General features: G+C 70.0%; 20 protein-coding genes and 1 pseudogene. 12 read left to right on the top strand and 9 right to left on the bottom strand.

Annotated features, from left to right (window positions below):
• The first annotated feature begins 93 nt into the window (after positions 1–93).
• From BLW75_RS30875 to BLW75_RS30850, 6 genes are all read left to right on the top strand, one after another.
• Positions 94–756, top strand: coding sequence for a lipid droplet-associated protein (locus tag BLW75_RS30875; protein ID WP_034305352.1), 663 nt, complete (start codon positions 94–96; stop codon positions 754–756).
• Positions 753–2,018 carry an exodeoxyribonuclease VII large subunit gene (gene xseA, locus BLW75_RS30870; protein WP_034305355.1) on the top strand — a complete coding sequence of 422 codons (1,266 nt, stop codon included), beginning with the start codon at positions 753–755 and terminating at the stop codon, positions 2,016–2,018. The genes BLW75_RS30875 and xseA overlap by 4 nt, the downstream gene beginning before the upstream one ends.
• Positions 2,015–2,416 carry a hypothetical protein gene (locus BLW75_RS30865; RefSeq protein ID WP_034305358.1) on the top strand — a complete coding sequence of 134 codons (402 nt, stop codon included), beginning with the start codon at positions 2,015–2,017 and terminating at the stop codon, positions 2,414–2,416. The genes xseA and BLW75_RS30865 overlap by 4 nt, the downstream gene beginning before the upstream one ends.
• Complete coding sequence (locus tag BLW75_RS30860; RefSeq protein WP_034305361.1) at positions 2,413–2,634, top strand: exodeoxyribonuclease VII small subunit; 222 nt, start codon at positions 2,413–2,415, stop codon at positions 2,632–2,634. The genes BLW75_RS30865 and BLW75_RS30860 overlap by 4 nt, the downstream gene beginning before the upstream one ends.
• Before the next feature lie 84 nt (positions 2,635–2,718).
• Positions 2,719–3,789, top strand: a complete 1,071-nt coding sequence (gene glpX / locus BLW75_RS30855; protein ID WP_034305363.1) for a class II fructose-bisphosphatase — start codon at positions 2,719–2,721, stop codon at positions 3,787–3,789.
• A gap of 9 nt (positions 3,790–3,798) precedes the next feature.
• Entirely contained in the window at positions 3,799–4,566 is a 768-nt protein-coding gene (locus BLW75_RS30850; protein WP_034305367.1) for a S1 family peptidase, read from the top strand.
• A gap of 2 nt (positions 4,567–4,568) precedes the next feature.
• On the opposite strand, the gene BLW75_RS30845 is transcribed toward BLW75_RS30850, so the two are convergent.
• Positions 4,569–5,558 carry an NAD(P)/FAD-dependent oxidoreductase gene (locus tag BLW75_RS30845; RefSeq protein WP_034305370.1) on the bottom strand — a complete coding sequence of 330 codons (990 nt, stop codon included), beginning with the start codon at positions 5,556–5,558 and terminating at the stop codon, positions 4,569–4,571.
• A gap of 114 nt (positions 5,559–5,672) precedes the next feature.
• On the opposite strand from BLW75_RS30845, the gene BLW75_RS30840 reads away from it, so the two are divergent.
• On the top strand, positions 5,673–7,070 hold the full coding sequence (locus tag BLW75_RS30840; protein ID WP_034305372.1) for a class II fumarate hydratase: 1,398 nt from the start codon (positions 5,673–5,675) through the stop codon (positions 7,068–7,070).
• Here BLW75_RS30840 and BLW75_RS30835 read toward each other — a convergent pair.
• Positions 7,067–7,648 carry a TetR/AcrR family transcriptional regulator gene (locus BLW75_RS30835; protein ID WP_034305375.1) on the bottom strand — a complete coding sequence of 194 codons (582 nt, stop codon included), beginning with the start codon at positions 7,646–7,648 and terminating at the stop codon, positions 7,067–7,069. The genes BLW75_RS30840 and BLW75_RS30835 overlap by 4 nt on opposite strands.
• Here BLW75_RS30835 and BLW75_RS44230 point away from each other — a divergent pair.
• Complete coding sequence (locus tag BLW75_RS44230; RefSeq protein WP_425266431.1) at positions 7,647–8,147, top strand: SRPBCC family protein; 501 nt, start codon at positions 7,647–7,649, stop codon at positions 8,145–8,147. The genes BLW75_RS30835 and BLW75_RS44230 overlap by 2 nt on opposite strands.
• On the opposite strand, the pseudogene BLW75_RS30830 reads toward BLW75_RS44230, so the two are convergent.
• Positions 8,145–8,975: pseudogene (locus BLW75_RS30830) on the bottom strand (DMT family transporter); the annotation flags it as partial. The gene BLW75_RS44230 and the pseudogene BLW75_RS30830 overlap by 3 nt on opposite strands.
• Positions 8,976–9,204: 229 nt before the next feature.
• On the opposite strand from BLW75_RS30830, the gene BLW75_RS30825 reads away from it, so the two are divergent.
• Positions 9,205–10,047: a helix-turn-helix transcriptional regulator gene (locus tag BLW75_RS30825; RefSeq protein WP_034305380.1), complete on the top strand. Its 843-nt coding sequence runs from the start codon at positions 9,205–9,207 to the stop codon at positions 10,045–10,047.
• Positions 10,048–10,161: 114 nt separating this feature from the next.
• Positions 10,162–11,679: an ATP-dependent DNA ligase gene (locus BLW75_RS30820; protein ID WP_034305382.1), complete on the top strand. Its 1,518-nt coding sequence runs from the start codon at positions 10,162–10,164 to the stop codon at positions 11,677–11,679.
• Positions 11,680–11,735: 56 nt separating this feature from the next.
• On the opposite strand, the gene BLW75_RS30815 is transcribed toward BLW75_RS30820, so the two are convergent.
• The 3 genes from BLW75_RS30815 to BLW75_RS30805 all read right to left on the bottom strand — a co-directional run bounded on the left by BLW75_RS30815 (position 11,736) and on the right by BLW75_RS30805 (position 13,441).
• Entirely contained in the window at positions 11,736–12,113 is a 378-nt protein-coding gene (locus BLW75_RS30815; RefSeq protein WP_034305385.1) for a hypothetical protein, read from the bottom strand.
• Positions 12,110–12,451 carry a hypothetical protein gene (locus tag BLW75_RS30810; protein ID WP_034305388.1) on the bottom strand — a complete coding sequence of 114 codons (342 nt, stop codon included), beginning with the start codon at positions 12,449–12,451 and terminating at the stop codon, positions 12,110–12,112. The genes BLW75_RS30815 and BLW75_RS30810 overlap by 4 nt, the downstream gene beginning before the upstream one ends.
• 180 nt (positions 12,452–12,631) lie before the next feature.
• Positions 12,632–13,441 (bottom strand): NBR1-Ig-like domain-containing protein, encoded by an 810-nt coding sequence (locus BLW75_RS30805; protein WP_034305389.1) that lies wholly within the window; start codon positions 13,439–13,441, stop codon positions 12,632–12,634.
• A gap of 117 nt (positions 13,442–13,558) precedes the next feature.
• Here BLW75_RS30805 and BLW75_RS30800 point away from each other — a divergent pair, with 117 nt between their 5' ends.
• Positions 13,559–14,260, top strand: a complete 702-nt coding sequence (locus BLW75_RS30800; protein ID WP_034305391.1) for a Pr6Pr family membrane protein — start codon at positions 13,559–13,561, stop codon at positions 14,258–14,260.
• On the opposite strand, the gene BLW75_RS30795 is transcribed toward BLW75_RS30800, so the two are convergent.
• Together BLW75_RS30795 and BLW75_RS30790 are read right to left on the bottom strand one after the other, a co-directional pair.
• Complete coding sequence (locus BLW75_RS30795; protein WP_034305392.1) at positions 14,204–15,433, bottom strand: NADH:flavin oxidoreductase/NADH oxidase family protein; 1,230 nt, start codon at positions 15,431–15,433, stop codon at positions 14,204–14,206. The two genes, BLW75_RS30800 and BLW75_RS30795, sit on opposite strands and share 57 nt — an antisense overlap.
• 74 nt (positions 15,434–15,507) lie before the next feature.
• Complete coding sequence (locus BLW75_RS30790; protein WP_034305393.1) at positions 15,508–15,882, bottom strand: YybH family protein; 375 nt, start codon at positions 15,880–15,882, stop codon at positions 15,508–15,510.
• Between BLW75_RS30790 and BLW75_RS30785 the strand changes: the two genes are divergently transcribed.
• Positions 15,874–16,278, top strand: a complete 405-nt coding sequence (locus BLW75_RS30785) for a winged helix-turn-helix transcriptional regulator (RefSeq protein WP_034305396.1) — start codon at positions 15,874–15,876, stop codon at positions 16,276–16,278. The genes BLW75_RS30790 and BLW75_RS30785 overlap by 9 nt on opposite strands.
• On the opposite strand, the gene BLW75_RS30780 is transcribed toward BLW75_RS30785, so the two are convergent.
• Positions 16,264–16,734 carry a DUF309 domain-containing protein gene (locus BLW75_RS30780; RefSeq protein WP_034305400.1) on the bottom strand — a complete coding sequence of 157 codons (471 nt, stop codon included), beginning with the start codon at positions 16,732–16,734 and terminating at the stop codon, positions 16,264–16,266. The two genes, BLW75_RS30785 and BLW75_RS30780, sit on opposite strands and share 15 nt — an antisense overlap.
• Positions 16,735–16,742: the final 8 nt, after the last annotated feature.

Here is a 16,742-nt window from a genome sequence, read left to right as displayed (position 1 = left end):
AACCCCTCGAAAGGATGTGCGTGGAGTCACGTCCGGTGAGCCGACCCACCCGTTCGGTTGGGCAGGATGGACCAAATACGGCAGGCTAGACGCATGAAGCCTCTCCCGCTCCCCCTCAGGGTCGCCGCGGGCCTCGCCGTCACCACCGCCGAGCGGGTTCGCGAACTCCCCCAGCAGCTCACCGGGCTCCCCGTCACGGTGGTCAGCCAGGTGCTCCAGTTCTCCATGCGCGTCCAGCAGCACGTCACCGAACTCGCGATCAAGGGCGACGACGTGCTGTCGGGCCTCCGCCCGGTCGAGGACACGCCCAGCTGGGCCACCTTCGACGAGGATCTCCCGCCGGACGTCGGCGAACGCCGCTACGAACGCGACTCGTGCGTCGTCCCGCTGAGGGAAGACCCCGAAGTGCCCGAGCCGCGCGCCGAGACGAACGGGCGCCTGCACGACCTCGAAGCCCTCACCGAGGACCCGTGGGCCGAGGAGGAGCGCGCGCTCGCCGAGGACCACGCCGACGGCGAGTTCGACAGTTCCGCGGCACTCGTCGATGCGAAGCCCGCCGGGCTGGACGACTACGACACGCTCACCCTGCCGCAGCTGCGCGCCCGCCTGCGCCGGTTCGACCTCGCGCAGCTGGAAGAGCTGCTGGCCTACGAACGCGCGAACGCCGACAGGCCGTCGTTCGTCGGCATGCTCGCGCGCCGCATCGGGAACGTGAAGAAGGCCGACGGCGACGGCGACAGCGCGGAAGGCCAGTGAGCGCCGAACCCACCTCCGCGGCGGCGGGTCCGTCCACCACCGCCGAAAACCCGTGGCCGGTCCGCACGGTCGCCCGCAAGGTCGGCGAGTGGATCAACCGGCTCGGCGCGGTCTGGGTCGAAGGTCAGGTCACGCAGATCTCGGCCCGGCAGGGCACCAACACCGCGTTCCTGACGCTGCGTGACCCGTCGGCGGACGTCTCGATGTCGGTGACCTGCCCGATAGGCTTGCTGCGCACGATCGAACCTCCGTTGCGTGAGGGCGCCAGTGTCGTGGTGCACGCGAAGCCGACGTTCTTCATGAACCGCGGCTCGCTGAGCCTGCGCGCCAACGAGATCCGCGCGGTCGGCATCGGCGAACTGCTCGCCCGGATCGAGCGGCTGCGGCGGCTGCTGGCCGCCGAGGGCCTGTTCGCGCCGGAGCGCAAACGCAAGATCCCGTTCCTGCCCAGGGGAATCGGACTGATCACCGGACGCGCGTCCGCCGCCGAACGCGACGTGCTGGTGAACGCGCAGTCCCGCTGGCCGCATGTCGCGTTCAAGGTGATCAACACCGCCGTGCAGGGTTCGCTGGCCGTCCCGCAGATCCTCCAGGCACTGTCCAAACTGGACCGTGACCCGGACGTCGACGTCATCGTGATCGCGCGCGGCGGCGGCAGCGTGGAAGACCTGCTGCCGTTCTCCGACGAAGCGCTGTGCCGCGCCGTGTCCGCGGCCGGGACACCGGTGGTCAGCGCCATCGGGCACGAGCCGGACACCCCGCTGCTCGACCACGTCGCCGATCTCCGCTGTTCGACGCCGACCGACGCCAGCAAGCGGATCGTGCCCGACGTGCGCGAGGAGACCCAGCGCGTCCACCAGATGCGTGATCGCGGCCGCCGCGCGCTGCACGGCTGGGTGGACACCCAGGTCAGACTGCTGAACCAGATGCGCAGCCGCCCCGTGCTCGCCGACCCGCTCGGCCCGATCCAGCGGCGCTCGGACGACGTCGAGATCCACCGCGAACGCGGGCGGCGCGCGATGCTCACCCTGCTCGCGAAGGACCAGGCCGAGATCGCCAGCGCCCGCGCGCGGTTGACCGCGCTCGGCCCGGCGGCGACCCTCGAACGCGGCTACGCCGTGGTGCAGTACACCGACGCGGAAGGCAACCTCCAGGTACTCCGGTCCGTCTCCGAAGTCGCGGACGGCGCGAAACTGCGCGTCCGCGTGGTCGACGGCGCGCTCGGCGCCGTCGTGTCGGGCACGCCGGAGGAGGAGCGTTGACGGCCAGTTTCCTGCCTTTGACCATCGACGCCGCGAGCCGTGCGGACGCGCCCGAGGTGCTGCGCAACGCGCTGCTGACCGACCGGGCCGCCGGAGAGTGCTGGACGGTGCTGCTGGCCGGGTGCGACTTCGCCACCAAGCGCGGTCTCGACGCCCAGCTGCGCAAACTCTCCGAAGCGACGGCCGAGCACGTCGGCACCCGATGGTGGTTCGCGGACGGCACCGTGCATCGCAAACGGGTGGCACGGGCCCAGGAGAACCTCGTCACGGCGATCGCGGAGGGTGATGGCCAGGAGTTCGCTCTCGCCTTCGTGGGTTACGACAACGCCATGGCCGGCGCGGTAGTGTGCGCGGGTATCGGCAAGCACCGACGTCCGGTAGAAGGAAGCACAGCGTGAGCGAGACCGCCGAACTCGGCTACGAACAGGCCCGCGACAGGCTCGTCGAGGTCGTCCGCGAGCTCGAAGCGGGCGGGCTGTCCCTGGAACAGTCGCTCGCCCTGTGGGAGAAGGGCGAGCAGCTGGCGAAGGTCTGCGAACACCACCTCGAAGGCGCGCGGGAGCGGATCGAGGCCGCGCTGTCTTCGGTCGAAGACGCGACTGACAACGGTCAGTGACGTTCACCATGCTCCTGAGCCACCGAACCGCCGTGGGTATCTGAGAGACTGTGACCCCGCCGAGTTCCTGACCCGGGAGGCCTCATGCCCACCCCCACCTCGTCCGCCAGCTCTTCTCGACGCCCTGAAGCGCCCGACCGCAACCTCGCGATGGAATTGGTCCGAGTGACCGAAGCCGCCGCGATGGCCGCGGGCCGCTGGGTGGGGCGCGGGGACAAGATCGGCGGGGACGGTGCCGCCGTGGACGCGATGCGCCAGCTGGTCTCGACCGTGTCGATGCGCGGTGTCGTCGTCATCGGCGAGGGCGAGAAGGACGAAGCCCCGATGCTGTTCAACGGGGAAGAGGTCGGCAACGGCGACGGGCCGGACTGCGATGTCGCGGTCGACCCGGTCGACGGGACGACCCTGATGGCCAAGGGCATGCCGAACGCGCTCGCCGTGCTCGCGGTCGCCGAACGCGGCGCGATGTTCGACCCGTCGGCGGTCTTCTACATGGAGAAGCTCGCCGTCGGCCCGGACGCCGCGGGCAAGGTCGACCTGGCCGCCCCGATCGCGGAGAACATCCGCCGGGTCGCGAAGGCCAAGAACTCCAGCGTCTCCGACGTCACCGTGTGCATCCTCGACCGGCCGCGGCACGAAAAGCTGATCAAGGAGGTCCGCGAGGCGGGCGCCCGGATCCGCTTCATCTCCGACGGCGACGTCGCGGGCGCGATCGCCGCGGCCCGGCCGAGCACCGGCGTCGACATGCTGCTCGGTATCGGCGGCACCCCCGAAGGCATCATCGCGGCCTGCGCGATGAAGTGCCTCGGCGGCGAACTGCAGGGCCGCCTGTGGCCGAAGGACGACGCGGAGCGCGAGAAGGCGCTGGCCGCGGGCCACGACCTCGACCGCGTGCTCGGCAACGACGACCTCGTCCGCGGTGACAACGTGTTCTTCTGCGCCACCGGCGTCACCGACGGCGACCTGCTGCGCGGCGTGCACTACCGCGCGGGCGGCGCGACGACCCAGTCGATCGTGATGCGGTCGAAGTCCGGCACGGTCCGGATGATCGACGGCTACCACCGGCTGACCAAGCTCCGCTCGTACTCGTCCGTCAACTTCGACGGCCACCTCGACGATTCGCTGGAAGACGACGTAGTTCCCCCGCTCCCCTAAGGAGAAACCGTGCTCAAGCGCGTGCTCGTGGTCCTGCTCGCGGCGATGCTCCTCACGCCGGCCGGGCAGGCCACGGGCGCGGGCGACCTCGTCGGCGGCAGAGAGGCCGACGAGCCGTATCCGTTCATCGCGTCCCTGCATTCGGCCTCCGGCAAGGCTTTCTGCGCCGGAACGCTGATCGCGGCGGACTGGCTGGTGACGGCCGGGCACTGTGTCGAGGGCAAGAACCCGGCGAACCTGAGCGCGCGGATCGGCAGTACCGACAACACCCAGGGCGGCGAAATCGCGAAGCTCGCCGAGATCGTCGTGAACCCGTCCTACAACCCCGAGCCCGAGCACGCGGGCGGTGATCTCGCCCTGGTGCGGCTGGCCGCCCCGGTGAAGGCGGCGCCGATCACGATCGGGGCCGTCGTGGCGCCCGGGACGCCGACGCGGCTGCTCGGCTGGGGCCAGATGTGCCCGACTTCGGGTTGTGGCAAGGGTCCGGCGAAGCTGCAGCAACTGGACACGAAGATCGTCGAAGGCGTGCGGTGCACCGCGAAGTTCGACGGTGCCGTCGAGTTGTGCACAGACAACCCCGGCGGGAACACGGGCTCGTGCTACGGCGATTCCGGCGGGCCGGAGATCGCCAAGGTCGACGAGAAGTGGATGCTGCTGGGCGTGATCAGCCGTCCGGGCAACGCGGATCCGGTGTGCGCGACTTCGCCGTCGATCGCGACTTCGGTGGTGGCGTACGCGCAGTGGATCGCGGAGAAGATCACGCCGCCCGCGGCGTGACGCTACTCGGCGTTGCTCGAGTGCCCCGGGAACAGATGCGCGTCCGGGTCCAGCATGACCGCGATGTTGTTCACCGCCGTCGCCGCTTCCCCGAATCCGGTCGCGATCAGCTTCACCTTCCCCGGATACGCCGCGACGTCGCCCGCCGCGTACACCCGCTCCCGAGGCGTCGCCATGGTCGAGTCGACGGCGATCGCGCGGTGGTCGATCTGAAGTCCCCAGCTTTCGATCGGCCCCAGATCCGCGGTGAAACCGAGCGCGGCGACGACCGTGTCGGCGCGCAGCACCTCGGGTTCGGCACCCTTGACCTGGACCTCGACCTCCGCCAGCGTGCCGTCGCGGTCGAAGAACCGGGTGACCTCGGCGTCGGTGACGATCCGCACGCCGAGTTCCCGCGCCTGCCGCACGATCGACTCGGCCGCGCGGAACTTCGCGCGACGGTGCACGAGGGTGACGCTCGCGGCGACCGGGTGCAGCGCGAGCACCCAGTCGAACGCCGAGTCCCCGCCGCCGACGACGACCACGTGCTGCCCTTCGTGCGCTTTCAACGCGGGCACGAAATGGACCATGCCGCGGCCGAGCCAGCCGTCGCCGGCGGGCAGCGGCCGGGGGGTGAATTCGCCGATCCCGGCGGTGATCAGCACCGCGCCGGCGCGCAGGGTCTGCCCGCCGTCGAGGGTGATGGCGACCCCGCCGTCGACGCTTTCGAGTTTCTCGGCCTTGCGCCCGAGCAGATACGCGGGTTCGAACGGCGCGGCCTGATCGAGCAGGCCCCGCACCAGATCGCGGCCACGGACCTCGGCGAACCCGCCGACGTCGTAGATCATCTTTTCGGGATACATCGCGGTGACCTGTCCGCCCGCCTCCGGCAGTGAATCCACGACGGCCATCGAAAGGCCGCGGAATCCCGCGTAGTAGGCGGCGAACAGACCCGTCGGACCGGCCCCGATGATGACGAGGTCGTACGACGTTTCCCCAGCGGACTCGCTCATTCGGCACTCTCCCCGGCCGGTGGTGGGCGGCGTGATCGAGAACACATTCGATCCTAGCCCTCGCGTGCCGAAAGACACGGAGCGCGCCGGGAGGCCCTGCGCGAGACTTGGGGTATGGCTGAACAGGAATACCGGATCGAACACGACACCATGGGCGAGGTGCGCGTCCCCGTCGACGCCCTCTACCGCGCGCAGACACAGCGCGCCGTCGAGAACTTCCCGATTTCCGGCCGGGGCCTGGAACGCGCCCAGATCCGCGCGCTCGGCCTGCTGAAGGCCGCCGCGGCACGGGTCAACGCGCGGCTCGGCGTGCTGGACGCCGAGGTCGCCGAGGCCATCGCGAAGGCCGCGGACGAGGTCGCCGAAGGCAAGCACGACGCGCACTTCCCGATCGACGTGTTCCAGACGGGTTCCGGGACCTCGTCGAACATGAACGCCAACGAGGTCATCGCCACGCTCGCGTCGAAGGCCCTTGGCCGCGACGTGCACCCGAACGACCACGTCAACGCCTCGCAGTCCTCGAACGACACCTTCCCGACGACGATCCACGTCGCCGCGACGGAAGCCGTCCTGTCCGACGTGATCCCGGCGCTGGAGTACCTGGCCGCCGCGATCGAGACGCGGGCGGGCGAATGGGCGGACATCGTGAAGTCGGGCCGCACACACCTGATGGACGCCGTGCCGATCACCTTCGGCCAGGAGGCGGGCGCCTGGGCGTCGCAGGTCCGGTTCGGGGTCGAGCGGCTGAAATCGGGCCTGCCGCGGCTCGGTGAACTGCCGATCGGCGGGACCGCGGTCGGTTCCGGGCTGAACGCGCCCGAGGGCTTCGGCGCGGCGGTCTCGCAGGAGCTGGCTTCGGTGACCGGTCTCCCGCTGACGGAGGCGCGCGACCACTTCGAGGCGCAGGCGACGCAGGACAGCGTCGTCGAGACGTCCGGGCATCTGCGCACGGTCGCGGTGTCGCTGAACAAGATCGCGAACGACCTGCGCTGGCTGGGTTCCGGGCCGCGCACCGGGCTCGCCGAGCTGGCGCTGCCGGATCTCCAGCCGGGTTCGTCGATCATGCCGGGCAAGGTGAACCCGGTGATCCCGGAGGCGACGCTGCAAGTGGTCGCCCAGGTGATCGGCAACGACGCCGCGGTGGCCTTCGCGGGCGCGGCTGGCAACTTCCAGCTCAACGTGAACCTGCCGGTGATCGCGCGCAACGTGCTCGAATCGGCGCGGCTGCTCGCGGCCGTCTCGCGGCTGCTGGCGGACAAGGTGTTCGCGGGCGTGACGGTGAACGCGGACCGCGCGCGCGAGTACGCCGAAGGCTCGCCGTCGATCGTGACTCCGCTGAACAAGTACATCGGCTACGAAGAGGCCGCCGCGATCGCGAAGCAGGCGCTCAAAGAGCTGAAGACGATCCGCGAGGTCGTGATCGAACGCGGTCACGTCGCGAACGGCAAGCTCACCGAAGCCCAGCTGGACGAGGCTCTCGACGTACTCCGCATGGCGCGCGGAGGCCGCTAAGCGCCGAGAGCGACCACAGCCGCATGGAGCGGTGAGGCGAGCGAAGCCGCTAGCCCACCGGAAGGCGGTGTCTCGGTGAACAGGTGCAGCCATGTCAGCACCGGGCCGAGCAGGATCGCGTGCACGAGAGCCGGATCGGGCCGTCGCGAGAGTTCCCCTCTCGCGACGGCTCGATCCAGCATCTGGACCAGATAGCCGCGTTCACGGCCGAGGAACACCTCGCCGAACCGCGTTTCGAGCGCCGGATCCGCCCGGACGTCGGCGAGCAGCGAAGGCAGCGCCTGCCGGAGCTCCGTACTGTCCAAAGAGGACTGGATCACCGTGAGGACCGCGGCCACGTCGCCCCGCAGCGAGCCGGTGTCCGACGGCGGTTCGAGCTCGACGGGATGGACCACCGCGGCGAACACGAGTTCCGCCTTGGACCGCCACCGCCGGTACACCGCCGCCTTGCCGACGCCCGCCCGCGCCGCGACCGCGTCGATCGTGCAGCGCTGGTAACCGGTTTCGGTCAGCAACGCCCGCACGGCCTCGCGGACCGCGTCGTCGATTCCTTCTTCCCTCGGCCTGCCTCTCGCCATGTCCACAGTTTACGAGACTGTCAGTTCCGTATATCGTCCGGGTATGACCTGGACCAGAACCTCCCGCGAAATCCTCCCCTGCCCGCCGTCCGCGCTCTGGGCGCCGCTGGCCGACTTCACCCGGTGGCCCGACTGGGATCCCGACCTCGCCGGCCTCGAACTGCATGGCCCCGCGGCGGTGGGCACGACCGGTTTCCTCGTACCGAACGGATTCCGCGGCCGCGTGCACTCACGGGTCGCCGAGCCGTTCACGATCACGGCCCTGACCGAGCACCGCGAGATCGCCTTCCGCCAGCCGATTCCCTTGGGCGCCATGGATCTCGTGCTGACCTTGACCGAGGTCGGCGGCGGGACGGAATTCGTCCAGAAGGTCACCATGGGCGGGCCGCTGCGCTCGGTCATGGTCGCGATCATCGGCGGTGACGTCGTCAAGCACTTCGACGTCAAATGCGCGAGGCTCGCCGAGCTCGCGGCGGCGCAGGCCGATCGCGACGCCTGAGGACACCAGCGCGACTCCGATCACTTGGGAGACACGGAAATCCTGCATGCCCAGCAGGAGAGAGACGGCGAGGCCGGAGACCGGCATCAGCCCGACCAGCACCCCGGCCCGATCCGCGCCCAGCGCCGAAACCGCCGAGTACCAAAGAAGAAACGCGATCGCGGTGACGACGACCGTCAGGTAGCCGAGCGCGATCAGTTCACGCCCGTCCGGCCACGCCCAGGCGCCGGACGGGTCGGCGATCGTCCCGACGACAGCGCCGCCCGCCCCCGCGGCGAAACACCCCCAGGTCGCGGTCGCCAGCGGCCCGATCCTCTCGAGCACGCCGACGGCGAGCAGCGTGAAGAGCGCTTCGCACACCATGGCCAACGCCGCGAGCACCAGCCCTTGCCAGCGCGCCGCGCCGCCACCGGACAGCACGGCGATGCCGAGTCCGGCGAGGACCGCGCCGGTCACCGGCGCCCACGAGGGCCGCTTCCCCTTGGCCAGCGGGCCCGCCAGCGCGAGCACGAGCGGTGTGCCACCGAGGAACGCGGCGACCAGACCCGGCTCGGCGTAGCGCTGAGCGAACAGGAGACAGGCCTGGAACCCGATCATGCCGGTCGCCGCGAGGGCGATCAGCGCCGGCACGTCGCGCGCGCCCGGCAACGGCAGCGGGCGCCCGCTCAACCGCGCCCACCCCAGCAGGAGCACGCCCGCCAGCGCGTACCGCAGCGCCTGCCCGGTGATCACCGGGTAGGCGTCGAGCATTCCCGTCACCGGCACGGACGCGCCGACGATCAGCACCCCCAGTACGCCGATCGTCACGCCTCTTCGTTCGTTGTCCATGCCTTCACGATGGCCGCTTTTTGGCCCGAACCGAAGAGCCAAATCACGCTTTCCGGACAGGACCATAAAGACCGGTGTGAGGGGGTCAGGGCGTCCTAACGCGGCATTGGGGACACCTTTCGACCAGCACGCCACCTCCCATCGGCGGCATCCCGCTCGGTCCACGACGACCAGCCTGGGTCTGTCAGGACCAGGCACGCACCCTTCGCGTTCCGGGATACTCGACGCCATGACCGAGACGGCCGAACTGGGCGATTTCCTCAAGGCACGCAGGGCCGCGCTGGACCCGGCGGACCTCGGCCTGCCGACGGGGTTCAACCAGCGGCGGGTCGCCGGGCTGCGGCGCGAGGAGCTGGCACAGCTGGCCGGAATCAGCGTCGACTACTACACGCGCCTGGAGCAGGGCCGCGCGCGCAACGTGTCCGATTCCGTCCTCGAATCGCTGAGCCGGGCGTTGCGGCTGCACCGCGACGAGGAGTCCTACCTGCGCAATCTGGCCGCCCCGAAACGCAAACGCATGGCGCGGCCGCGGGTGCAGCGGATCCGGCCGGAACTCCAGTCGATGATGAACGCCATCCACTCCCCGGCGTTCGTCTTCGGCCGATACGGAGACGTGCTGGCCTGGAATCCGCTCGGGGCCGCGCTCACCTTCGACTTCGCCGCGTGCCCGCCCCGCGAGCGGAACATCCCGAGGTTGTTCTTCCTCGACGAAAGCGCCCGCGAGATGCATCCGGAGTGGGAAACCGTGGCCAAGGAGGTCGTGGCGAACCTGCGGTCCGAGAGCGGGAAGTATCCGGACGACCCGTACCTCGCCCAGCTGGTCGGTGAACTCTCCTTGGCCAGCGAAGAGTTCCGGAAGCTGTGGGCGAAGCACACCGTGCGCGAGAAGGCGCACGCGTGGAAGGTCATGATCAACCCGATCGTGGGTGAGTTGAAGCTGCGCTACGAGACGCTGCGGCTGCCCGCCGATCCGGACCAGGCCCTGGTGATCTACACCGCCGAGCCCGGCTCCGACAGCGAACGCGCGCTCCGTCTGCTCGCCAGCTGGGTCGCCGATCCCGCGGACGCCTGAGCCGAGTCCGTGAAGGCCTCCTTCCCCACCTTGAGAGCAGGAGAGGAGGCCTTCACTTCGTCGCCGACGCCCGCTCGGCGCGAAACTGTCGGTGTCCGGGTCCATGATGGATCCATGTTGCTCACCGAGGTGGTGACCGCGTCGGCCGAACTGGCCGCCACGAGGTCCAGGAAGGCGAAGATCGCCACCCTGGCCGCGGTCCTTCGCGCCGCGGGCGAGCTGGAACTGCCCGCGGTCATCGCGTTCCTCACCGGGCAGCCGACGCAGGGCCGCATCGGCGCCGGGTGGCGGACGCTGGCCGAGCTGAAGACGGCCCCGGCCGCCGAGCCGTCGTTGACCGTCGCCGAGGTCGACACGGCACTCGGCACGGTGGGGGCGGCGTCGGGTTCGGGTTCGGTGAAGCTGCGCGCGGAGACGTTGCGGGCGTTGTTCGGCAAGATGACCAAGGAGGAGCAGGACTTCCTGATCCGGCTGCTCACCGGCGAGCTCCGGCAGGGCGCGCTCGAAGGGATCATGGTGGACGCCATCGCCGCGGCGTCCGAGATCCCGGCCGAAGCCGTCCGGCGGGCGTTCATGCTGTCCGGACAGCTCCCGGTGACGGGCCTGGCGGCCATGACCGGCGGTCAGGAGCGGCTGGCGGAGTTCAAGCTGGCCTTGGGCAGGCCGATCCGGCCGATGCTGGCTTCCCCGGCGGAGTCGCTGGACGAGGCGATCACCGAGCACGCCGAGGCGCTCGTCGAGTACAAGATGGACGGTGCGCGGATCCAGGTCCACCGCGAAGGCGACGAGGTGCACGTCTACACGCGGACGCTGCGGGAGATCACCGGCAGCGTCGGCGAACTGGTGGCCCTCGTGCGTTCGCTGCCCTGCACCTCGGTGGTGCTCGACGGGGAGACCCTGGCCTTGACCGACGAAGGCAGGCCAAGGCCGTTCCAGGAGACGATGAGCCGGTTCGGCAGCACCCGGGAGGAGCAGGTCAAGGCGCTGCTGCTGCGGCCGTACTTCTTCGACTGCCTGCACCTCGACGGCGTCGACCTGCTGGACGCGCCGTTGTCCGAACGGAACGCCGCCCTGCGGCAGGTCGCGGGCGAGCACGTCATTCCGGGCGAGATTGCGCCCGCCTCGGCGGAGGCGGTGCTGGAAGCGGCGATGGCCGCCGGGCACGAAGGCGTGATGGTCAAGGACCTCACGTCGCCGTACGCGGCGGGCCGCCGCGGGCGCGCGTGGCTCAAGGTGAAACCGGTGCACACGATCGACCTGGTCGTGCTCGCGGCGGAATGGGGGCACGGCAGGCGCACCGGCACGCTGTCGAATCTGCATCTCGGCGCCCGCGATCCCGACGGAGGGCCGCCGATCATGGTCGGCAAGACGTTCAAGGGCATGACCGACGAGCTGCTGGCCTGGCAGACGAAGACGTTCCAGGAGATCGAGACCCACCGCACGGACTGGGTGGTGCACGTGCGGCCGGAACTCGTCGTCGAAATCGAACTCGACGGGGCTCAGGTGAGCACGCGCTATCCCGGCGGGCTGGCGTTGCGCTTCGCGCGTGTCGTGCGATACCGGCCGGACAAGGAGGCCGCCGACGCCGACACCATCGACACCGTCCGCGGCCTCCTCAAGCCCGGCGATTAGTCACCTGCTTGCGATCTCTCGTGTGCGCGACGACCGCAAGCAGGTGACGGAACGCGTCAGTAGCAGCGGTCCGAAGAGATCTTGTACGTGTAGTTGTTCGACAGGTTGGAGGTCACCTCGAACCGGATCTTGTGGTAGACCGGCGGCTCCCCGAGCACGCCGTGCTTGACCGTGCGCTCCTTGCCCGGCGCGATCGCTCCGCTCCAGAGGCCCTTGTCGAAGACGTCGTCGATGATCTGGACGAGCATTCCCCGGTAGTCGTGGTTGTGCACGGTGATGTCGATGCTCTGCCCCGCGCTCACCTCGACGACCTTCGTCTTCCCGCCCATCAGCGGCCCGCCCTCGCAGACCTTCGACGCCGCCGAAGCGGACGGTGCCACCAGCAGGGTGCCGGCCAGCGCGACCGGGACGACGGCGAACAGCTTCTTCTTCATCGGTTCCCCACAACGGTCTTGACGACAGTGGACTGGACGGCCAGATCGAGGCCGATCTTCATGTTTCCCCCGCAATAGGCCTTCTGGCCGTTCTTGAAATGCACGGTGAGATCCCCGGCGCATTCGAACACCTTGACGTCCCAGGTGCGCGTGCCCGGCTTGAGGCAGATCGCGTCCTTCCCGGCCCGGCGCATCCAGCCGTGGTAGCCGGATTCGCAGGTAATGATCGGATCACTGCCCGAAACGGGCGCCGGAGCCGCTTGCGCGGCGGTGGCCGGCAGGAGCGCCACGGTGAGCGCGGCCCCGGCCAATGCGGCGACCTTGACGTACGGACGCATGGATTCCCTTTCCGCAATTAATGTGAGAGTGTTTCAGAAAATCCCCATCCGGAATTCCCGGACGCCGATGACGTTAAAAGCCGCCGAAGCCACTCCGGAAGCCATTCACGGCCGGGAAATGGCCATGGTCGGCAGGTCGATGTCCACGCAGGTCAGCGCTTTGGCCATCGGCCCGGATGGTCAAAGGACGCGGACCGAGAAGAACACCGCGCGGGCGTTCGGCAGCAGGATGTGTCCTTGTTCGTCGGCCATCTTCCAATACACCTGGCAATGCCCGGGCGCGTCGGGCGCACGCACCTCGACGGAGACGCGCACCCGTTCACCGGGCGCGGTCTGCGGGACGGGCACGCGTTCGGGTGTGCCGCATTCGCCGGGGTTCCCGAACGAACCGGCGCGGACGAGATAGCGGCCGACCCATCCGACCGTTCCCGCGTTGCGGAACTCCCAGGTCTTCACGAAGGTCGATCCGGCCGCGACCTCGCTGCCGTCGGGCACGGTGACGTCGGCGACGAATTCCGACGCGTCGCCGACCGGGGCGGCGGGCTCGGCGCCGAACGGCGCGGCGAAGACGAACACCAGCGCCGCGACGAGGACGACCGCCACGGCTCCGGCGAGCAGGAACGCCGTCCGGCGCGGCTTCACGGCGACAGGTCCGGGGCCGGCGGTCAAGGCGTCCCGCGCGCGTTCCCACGCACCGCGCCATTCGTGGCGGACCTCGTCCTCGTCACCGCCGAGCACCCCGGCGGCCAGCACGCGAACGAACTCCCAGGCCGTCTCCCAGCTGGGCAGCCGCTCTCCGCGGGCGGCCGCCGAAAGCGCGGATTTCGACGCGAGCGCGCCGTACTCGTCGCGCATGCGGTCGTAGGAAGGGTCACCGGCGGCCCGTTTCAGCTCCCACAGCCGCCGCGCGAACTCGGCGACGGGTCCACTGTCCTCCGCCGGACCCCGCGCGACCCGGCCGCGGCGTCCGGGCCTCCGCTCGACGTCCATCGCTTCCCACGATATGACCCGATGGCCGGGAAGCCCCGGCGGCGTCCCGCCCCCGATCGAGTGGAGGCGTGCGGTGGTGACGGGACGTCCCCACTCGATCACCCATAAAGTAGGCGAATGCAGGCTTCCAAGATCGCGCGTGCCTGGTTCGGCGCGACGGCGCTGGTGGTGATCGCCGGTCTCGCCGCCCAGATCCCGGTCTCCGCGGGCACCACCGGCGGCACCTTCCACACTCCGGCCGGCCGGGTGGCCAACCTGCTGGCCTTCTTCACCATCGACTCGAACATCCTGGTCGGCGTCGGCAGCCTGCTGCTCGCGCTCGGTGTCGCGGGCCGCTCGACGCTGTTCGGCGTGCTGCGGCTCACCGGCCTCGTCGGCATCACCGTGACGGGTGTCGTCTTCCAGGTCGCGCTCGCCGATCTCTACGAACTGCACGGCTGGGCCGTTTTCGCCGACACGATGCTGCACAAGGTGTCGCCGTTGATGTGCGTCGCCGGCTGGCTGCTGTTCGGGCCGCGCGGGCAGCTGTCGTGGCGGGTCCTGTGGTGGTCGCTGCTGTATCCGCTGGTCTGGCTCGTGGTCACGCTGGTGCGCGGCGCGATCATCGGGTTCTACCCGTATCCGTTCGTCGATCCGGGCATCAACGGCTACGGCGGTGTCGCGTTCAACTGCGTGCTGATCGGGGTGCTGTTCATCGGTCTCGCGGCGGCCGCCGTCGGTTTCGACCGCACCTTCAGCGGCCGCGACGACGTGGACGACTATTTAGCCCCGGACCCGCCGGAAAGCGTTGAGCGGATCCGCGACGCCGGCACGTACTAGCGTCCGCACCGCGCCGAGCCGCCGGTCCACCGGTTTCCCGGCGGCCACCCGGTGCATCTGCTGGGTGTGCCACTGGATCTCGAGCAGGCTGTCGGCCAGCCGGATGCCGGTCTTCGGTGCCGTGCGCTGGGCACGGACGTCCTCGCCGTCCAGCAGGCGCCCGGGCAGTGCCGGGTCGACGATCAGCGGCCTGCCGAGACCGATGACGTCCAGCGCGCCGGAGCGCAGCGCCTCCGCCATGCCTCGCGCACTGGCGAAGCCGCCGGTGACCATCAGCGCGACGTCGGAGACCTGCCGCGCCTTCGCGGCGTAGTCGAGGAAGTAGGCCTCGCGGCTGAGCGTGCTCGCCTTGGCGGAACCCATCATGGCGGCCTTCTCGTAGGTTCCGCCGGAGACTTCCAGCAGGTCGATCCCCGCTTCGCCCAGCTCGCGGACGACTTCGAGGGATTCCTCCTCGCTGAAGCCGCCGCGCTGGAAGTCCGCGCTGTTGAGCTTGACCGCGATCGGCATCGAGTCGCCGACCTCGGCGCGCACGCGGGCGACCACTTCCAGCAGGAACCTGCGCCGCCGGAGCGCGTCACCGCCCCAGCCGTCGGTGCGCCGGTTGGTCAGCGGCGACAGGAACTGAGAGACGAGATAGCCGTGCGCCCCGTGGATCTGCACCCCGGCGAACCCGGCGTCGACGACGGTTCGCGCGGCCACGCCGAACCGGTCGATGATCGCTTCGATCTCGTCGGCGGTCAGCGCCCGCGGCGTCGCGAACACCGAGCGGATGCCGCGGTCGCCGAACGGCACCGCCGACGGCGCGACCGGCTGCCGGGACAGGAAACGCGGGCTCTGCCTGCCGGGATGGTTGAGCTGGACCCACAACCGGCTCTCGGTCCCGTCCGCCGACCGCGCCCACGGCTCGAACTCGGTCGCGTCCGGCTCCCGGGGCACCGCGACGTTGCGCGGTTCGCCCAGCGCGCCCGGATCGACCATGACGTTGCCGGTGATCAGTGTCCCGGCACCGCCACGTGACCATGTCCGGTACAGCTCGGCCAGTTCGGCGGTCGGCCGGTTGCGGCGATCGCCGAGCTGCTCGCTGAGCGCGGCCTTGGCCAGCCGGTTCGGCAGGATCGCGCCGCACCGCAGTTTCAGCGGTTCGGCCAGCAGTTCCTTGGGCTCGCTCATCCGCGCTTCCTCCCACCGTTACCTACTGGGCAGTATTCCTACTCGGAGTAACATACTCTCGGTATGTCGAGTACTCAAGGTGCGCCGAGTCCGAAGGGGTTGTCGATCACGTAGCGCCAGAGCCCGTCCTCACCACGCCTCGCCACGTCGGTGGCCGTCGCGGCGAGGTGGCCCTCGATGACCCAGTCGACGATCAGTAACGCCAGGTCACCGGCCACGTGCACCTGGCGCGGAGTGACCTTGATGGGTTGCCCGAGCGCGAGGATCCCGCCGTTCGCGGCCCGGCGTTCCGCGCCGCTGACCCGCACGCCGTCCCGGCGGACGAACACGGCGTCCGGCTCGTAGACGGTGTCGAGGATTTCGGCGGATCCGGTGTTGAAAGCGGCTTGGAAGACGAAGGGATGTTCGGCGGCGTCAGCGGTCAACGGCACACTGGAGTAATGCGTCATGCGGACAGCGAAACCGACCGCGAAGCAGGTCACCAAACGGAAACCTTCGACGGCGAACTCGTCCCCGACGCGCGCGGCCGCACGCGGCGTCCGGAGCCGGACTGTCCGGTCGAGGTCGCGCTCGCCGCGATCTCGGGCCGTTGGACGACGCTGGTCCTGCGGGAGCTGATGGGCGGCCCCCGCTCCTTCAGCGACCTACGCGCGGCATTACCCGCCCTGTCCGCGAAGGTGCTGACAGAACGCCTCGGCGACCTGACCGCGCGCCACCTCGCCGTCCGCGAGGAGCTGCCGGGCTTCCCAAGCCGGACCAGCTATCGGCTCACCGAGGCGGGGCTCTCGCTGCGGCCGCTACTGATCGAGCTGTACCGCTCGGGTTCGGTGTTACTGGCCGAGTAAGCGCGGCGCGACCGGCTCCACCCGCACGCGCGCCTTCGCCTCTTCGGCCATGGTCCGTGCCCAAGCCTGCAAGCCCGGGATGTCGATCCCGTGCGGGCGGGCCTCGCGGAAGGGTTCGATGTTCTCGGCGCCGCGCTCCAGCAGCGAGGCCGCTCCGTTCCCGTTCCCCCTGGCCACGTGGGTCAGGCCCACCGCGAGCTGCGCGAGACCGCGCCACAGCTCCCGCTCCGGCCCGTCGGTGGATTTCCACGCGTCCTCGAACACCTCGTGCGCATGAAACGGGCGGCCCGCGTCGAGCAGGCGCTGCGCTTCGGAAACGGTGTCCTCGGGGCTCCGTTCGATGCCCTCGGGCTGGCGCTCGACACCATCGGCGCCATACGGGAGCGGCCTGCCGAGGCCGTCCCGCGGGCGCGCGTTGCGGGCTCGTCCGGCTTCGTCACGGTCCCGGTCGGTCATGCCGTCAT

The sequence above is a fragment of the Amycolatopsis lurida genome (assembly GCF_900105055.1).
In the GTDB taxonomy this organism is placed as follows: Bacteria; Actinomycetota; Actinomycetes; order Mycobacteriales; family Pseudonocardiaceae; genus Amycolatopsis; species Amycolatopsis lurida.
Note: the sequence above shows the minus strand (reverse complement) of the source record. Positions and strands in the feature narration are given on the sequence as shown.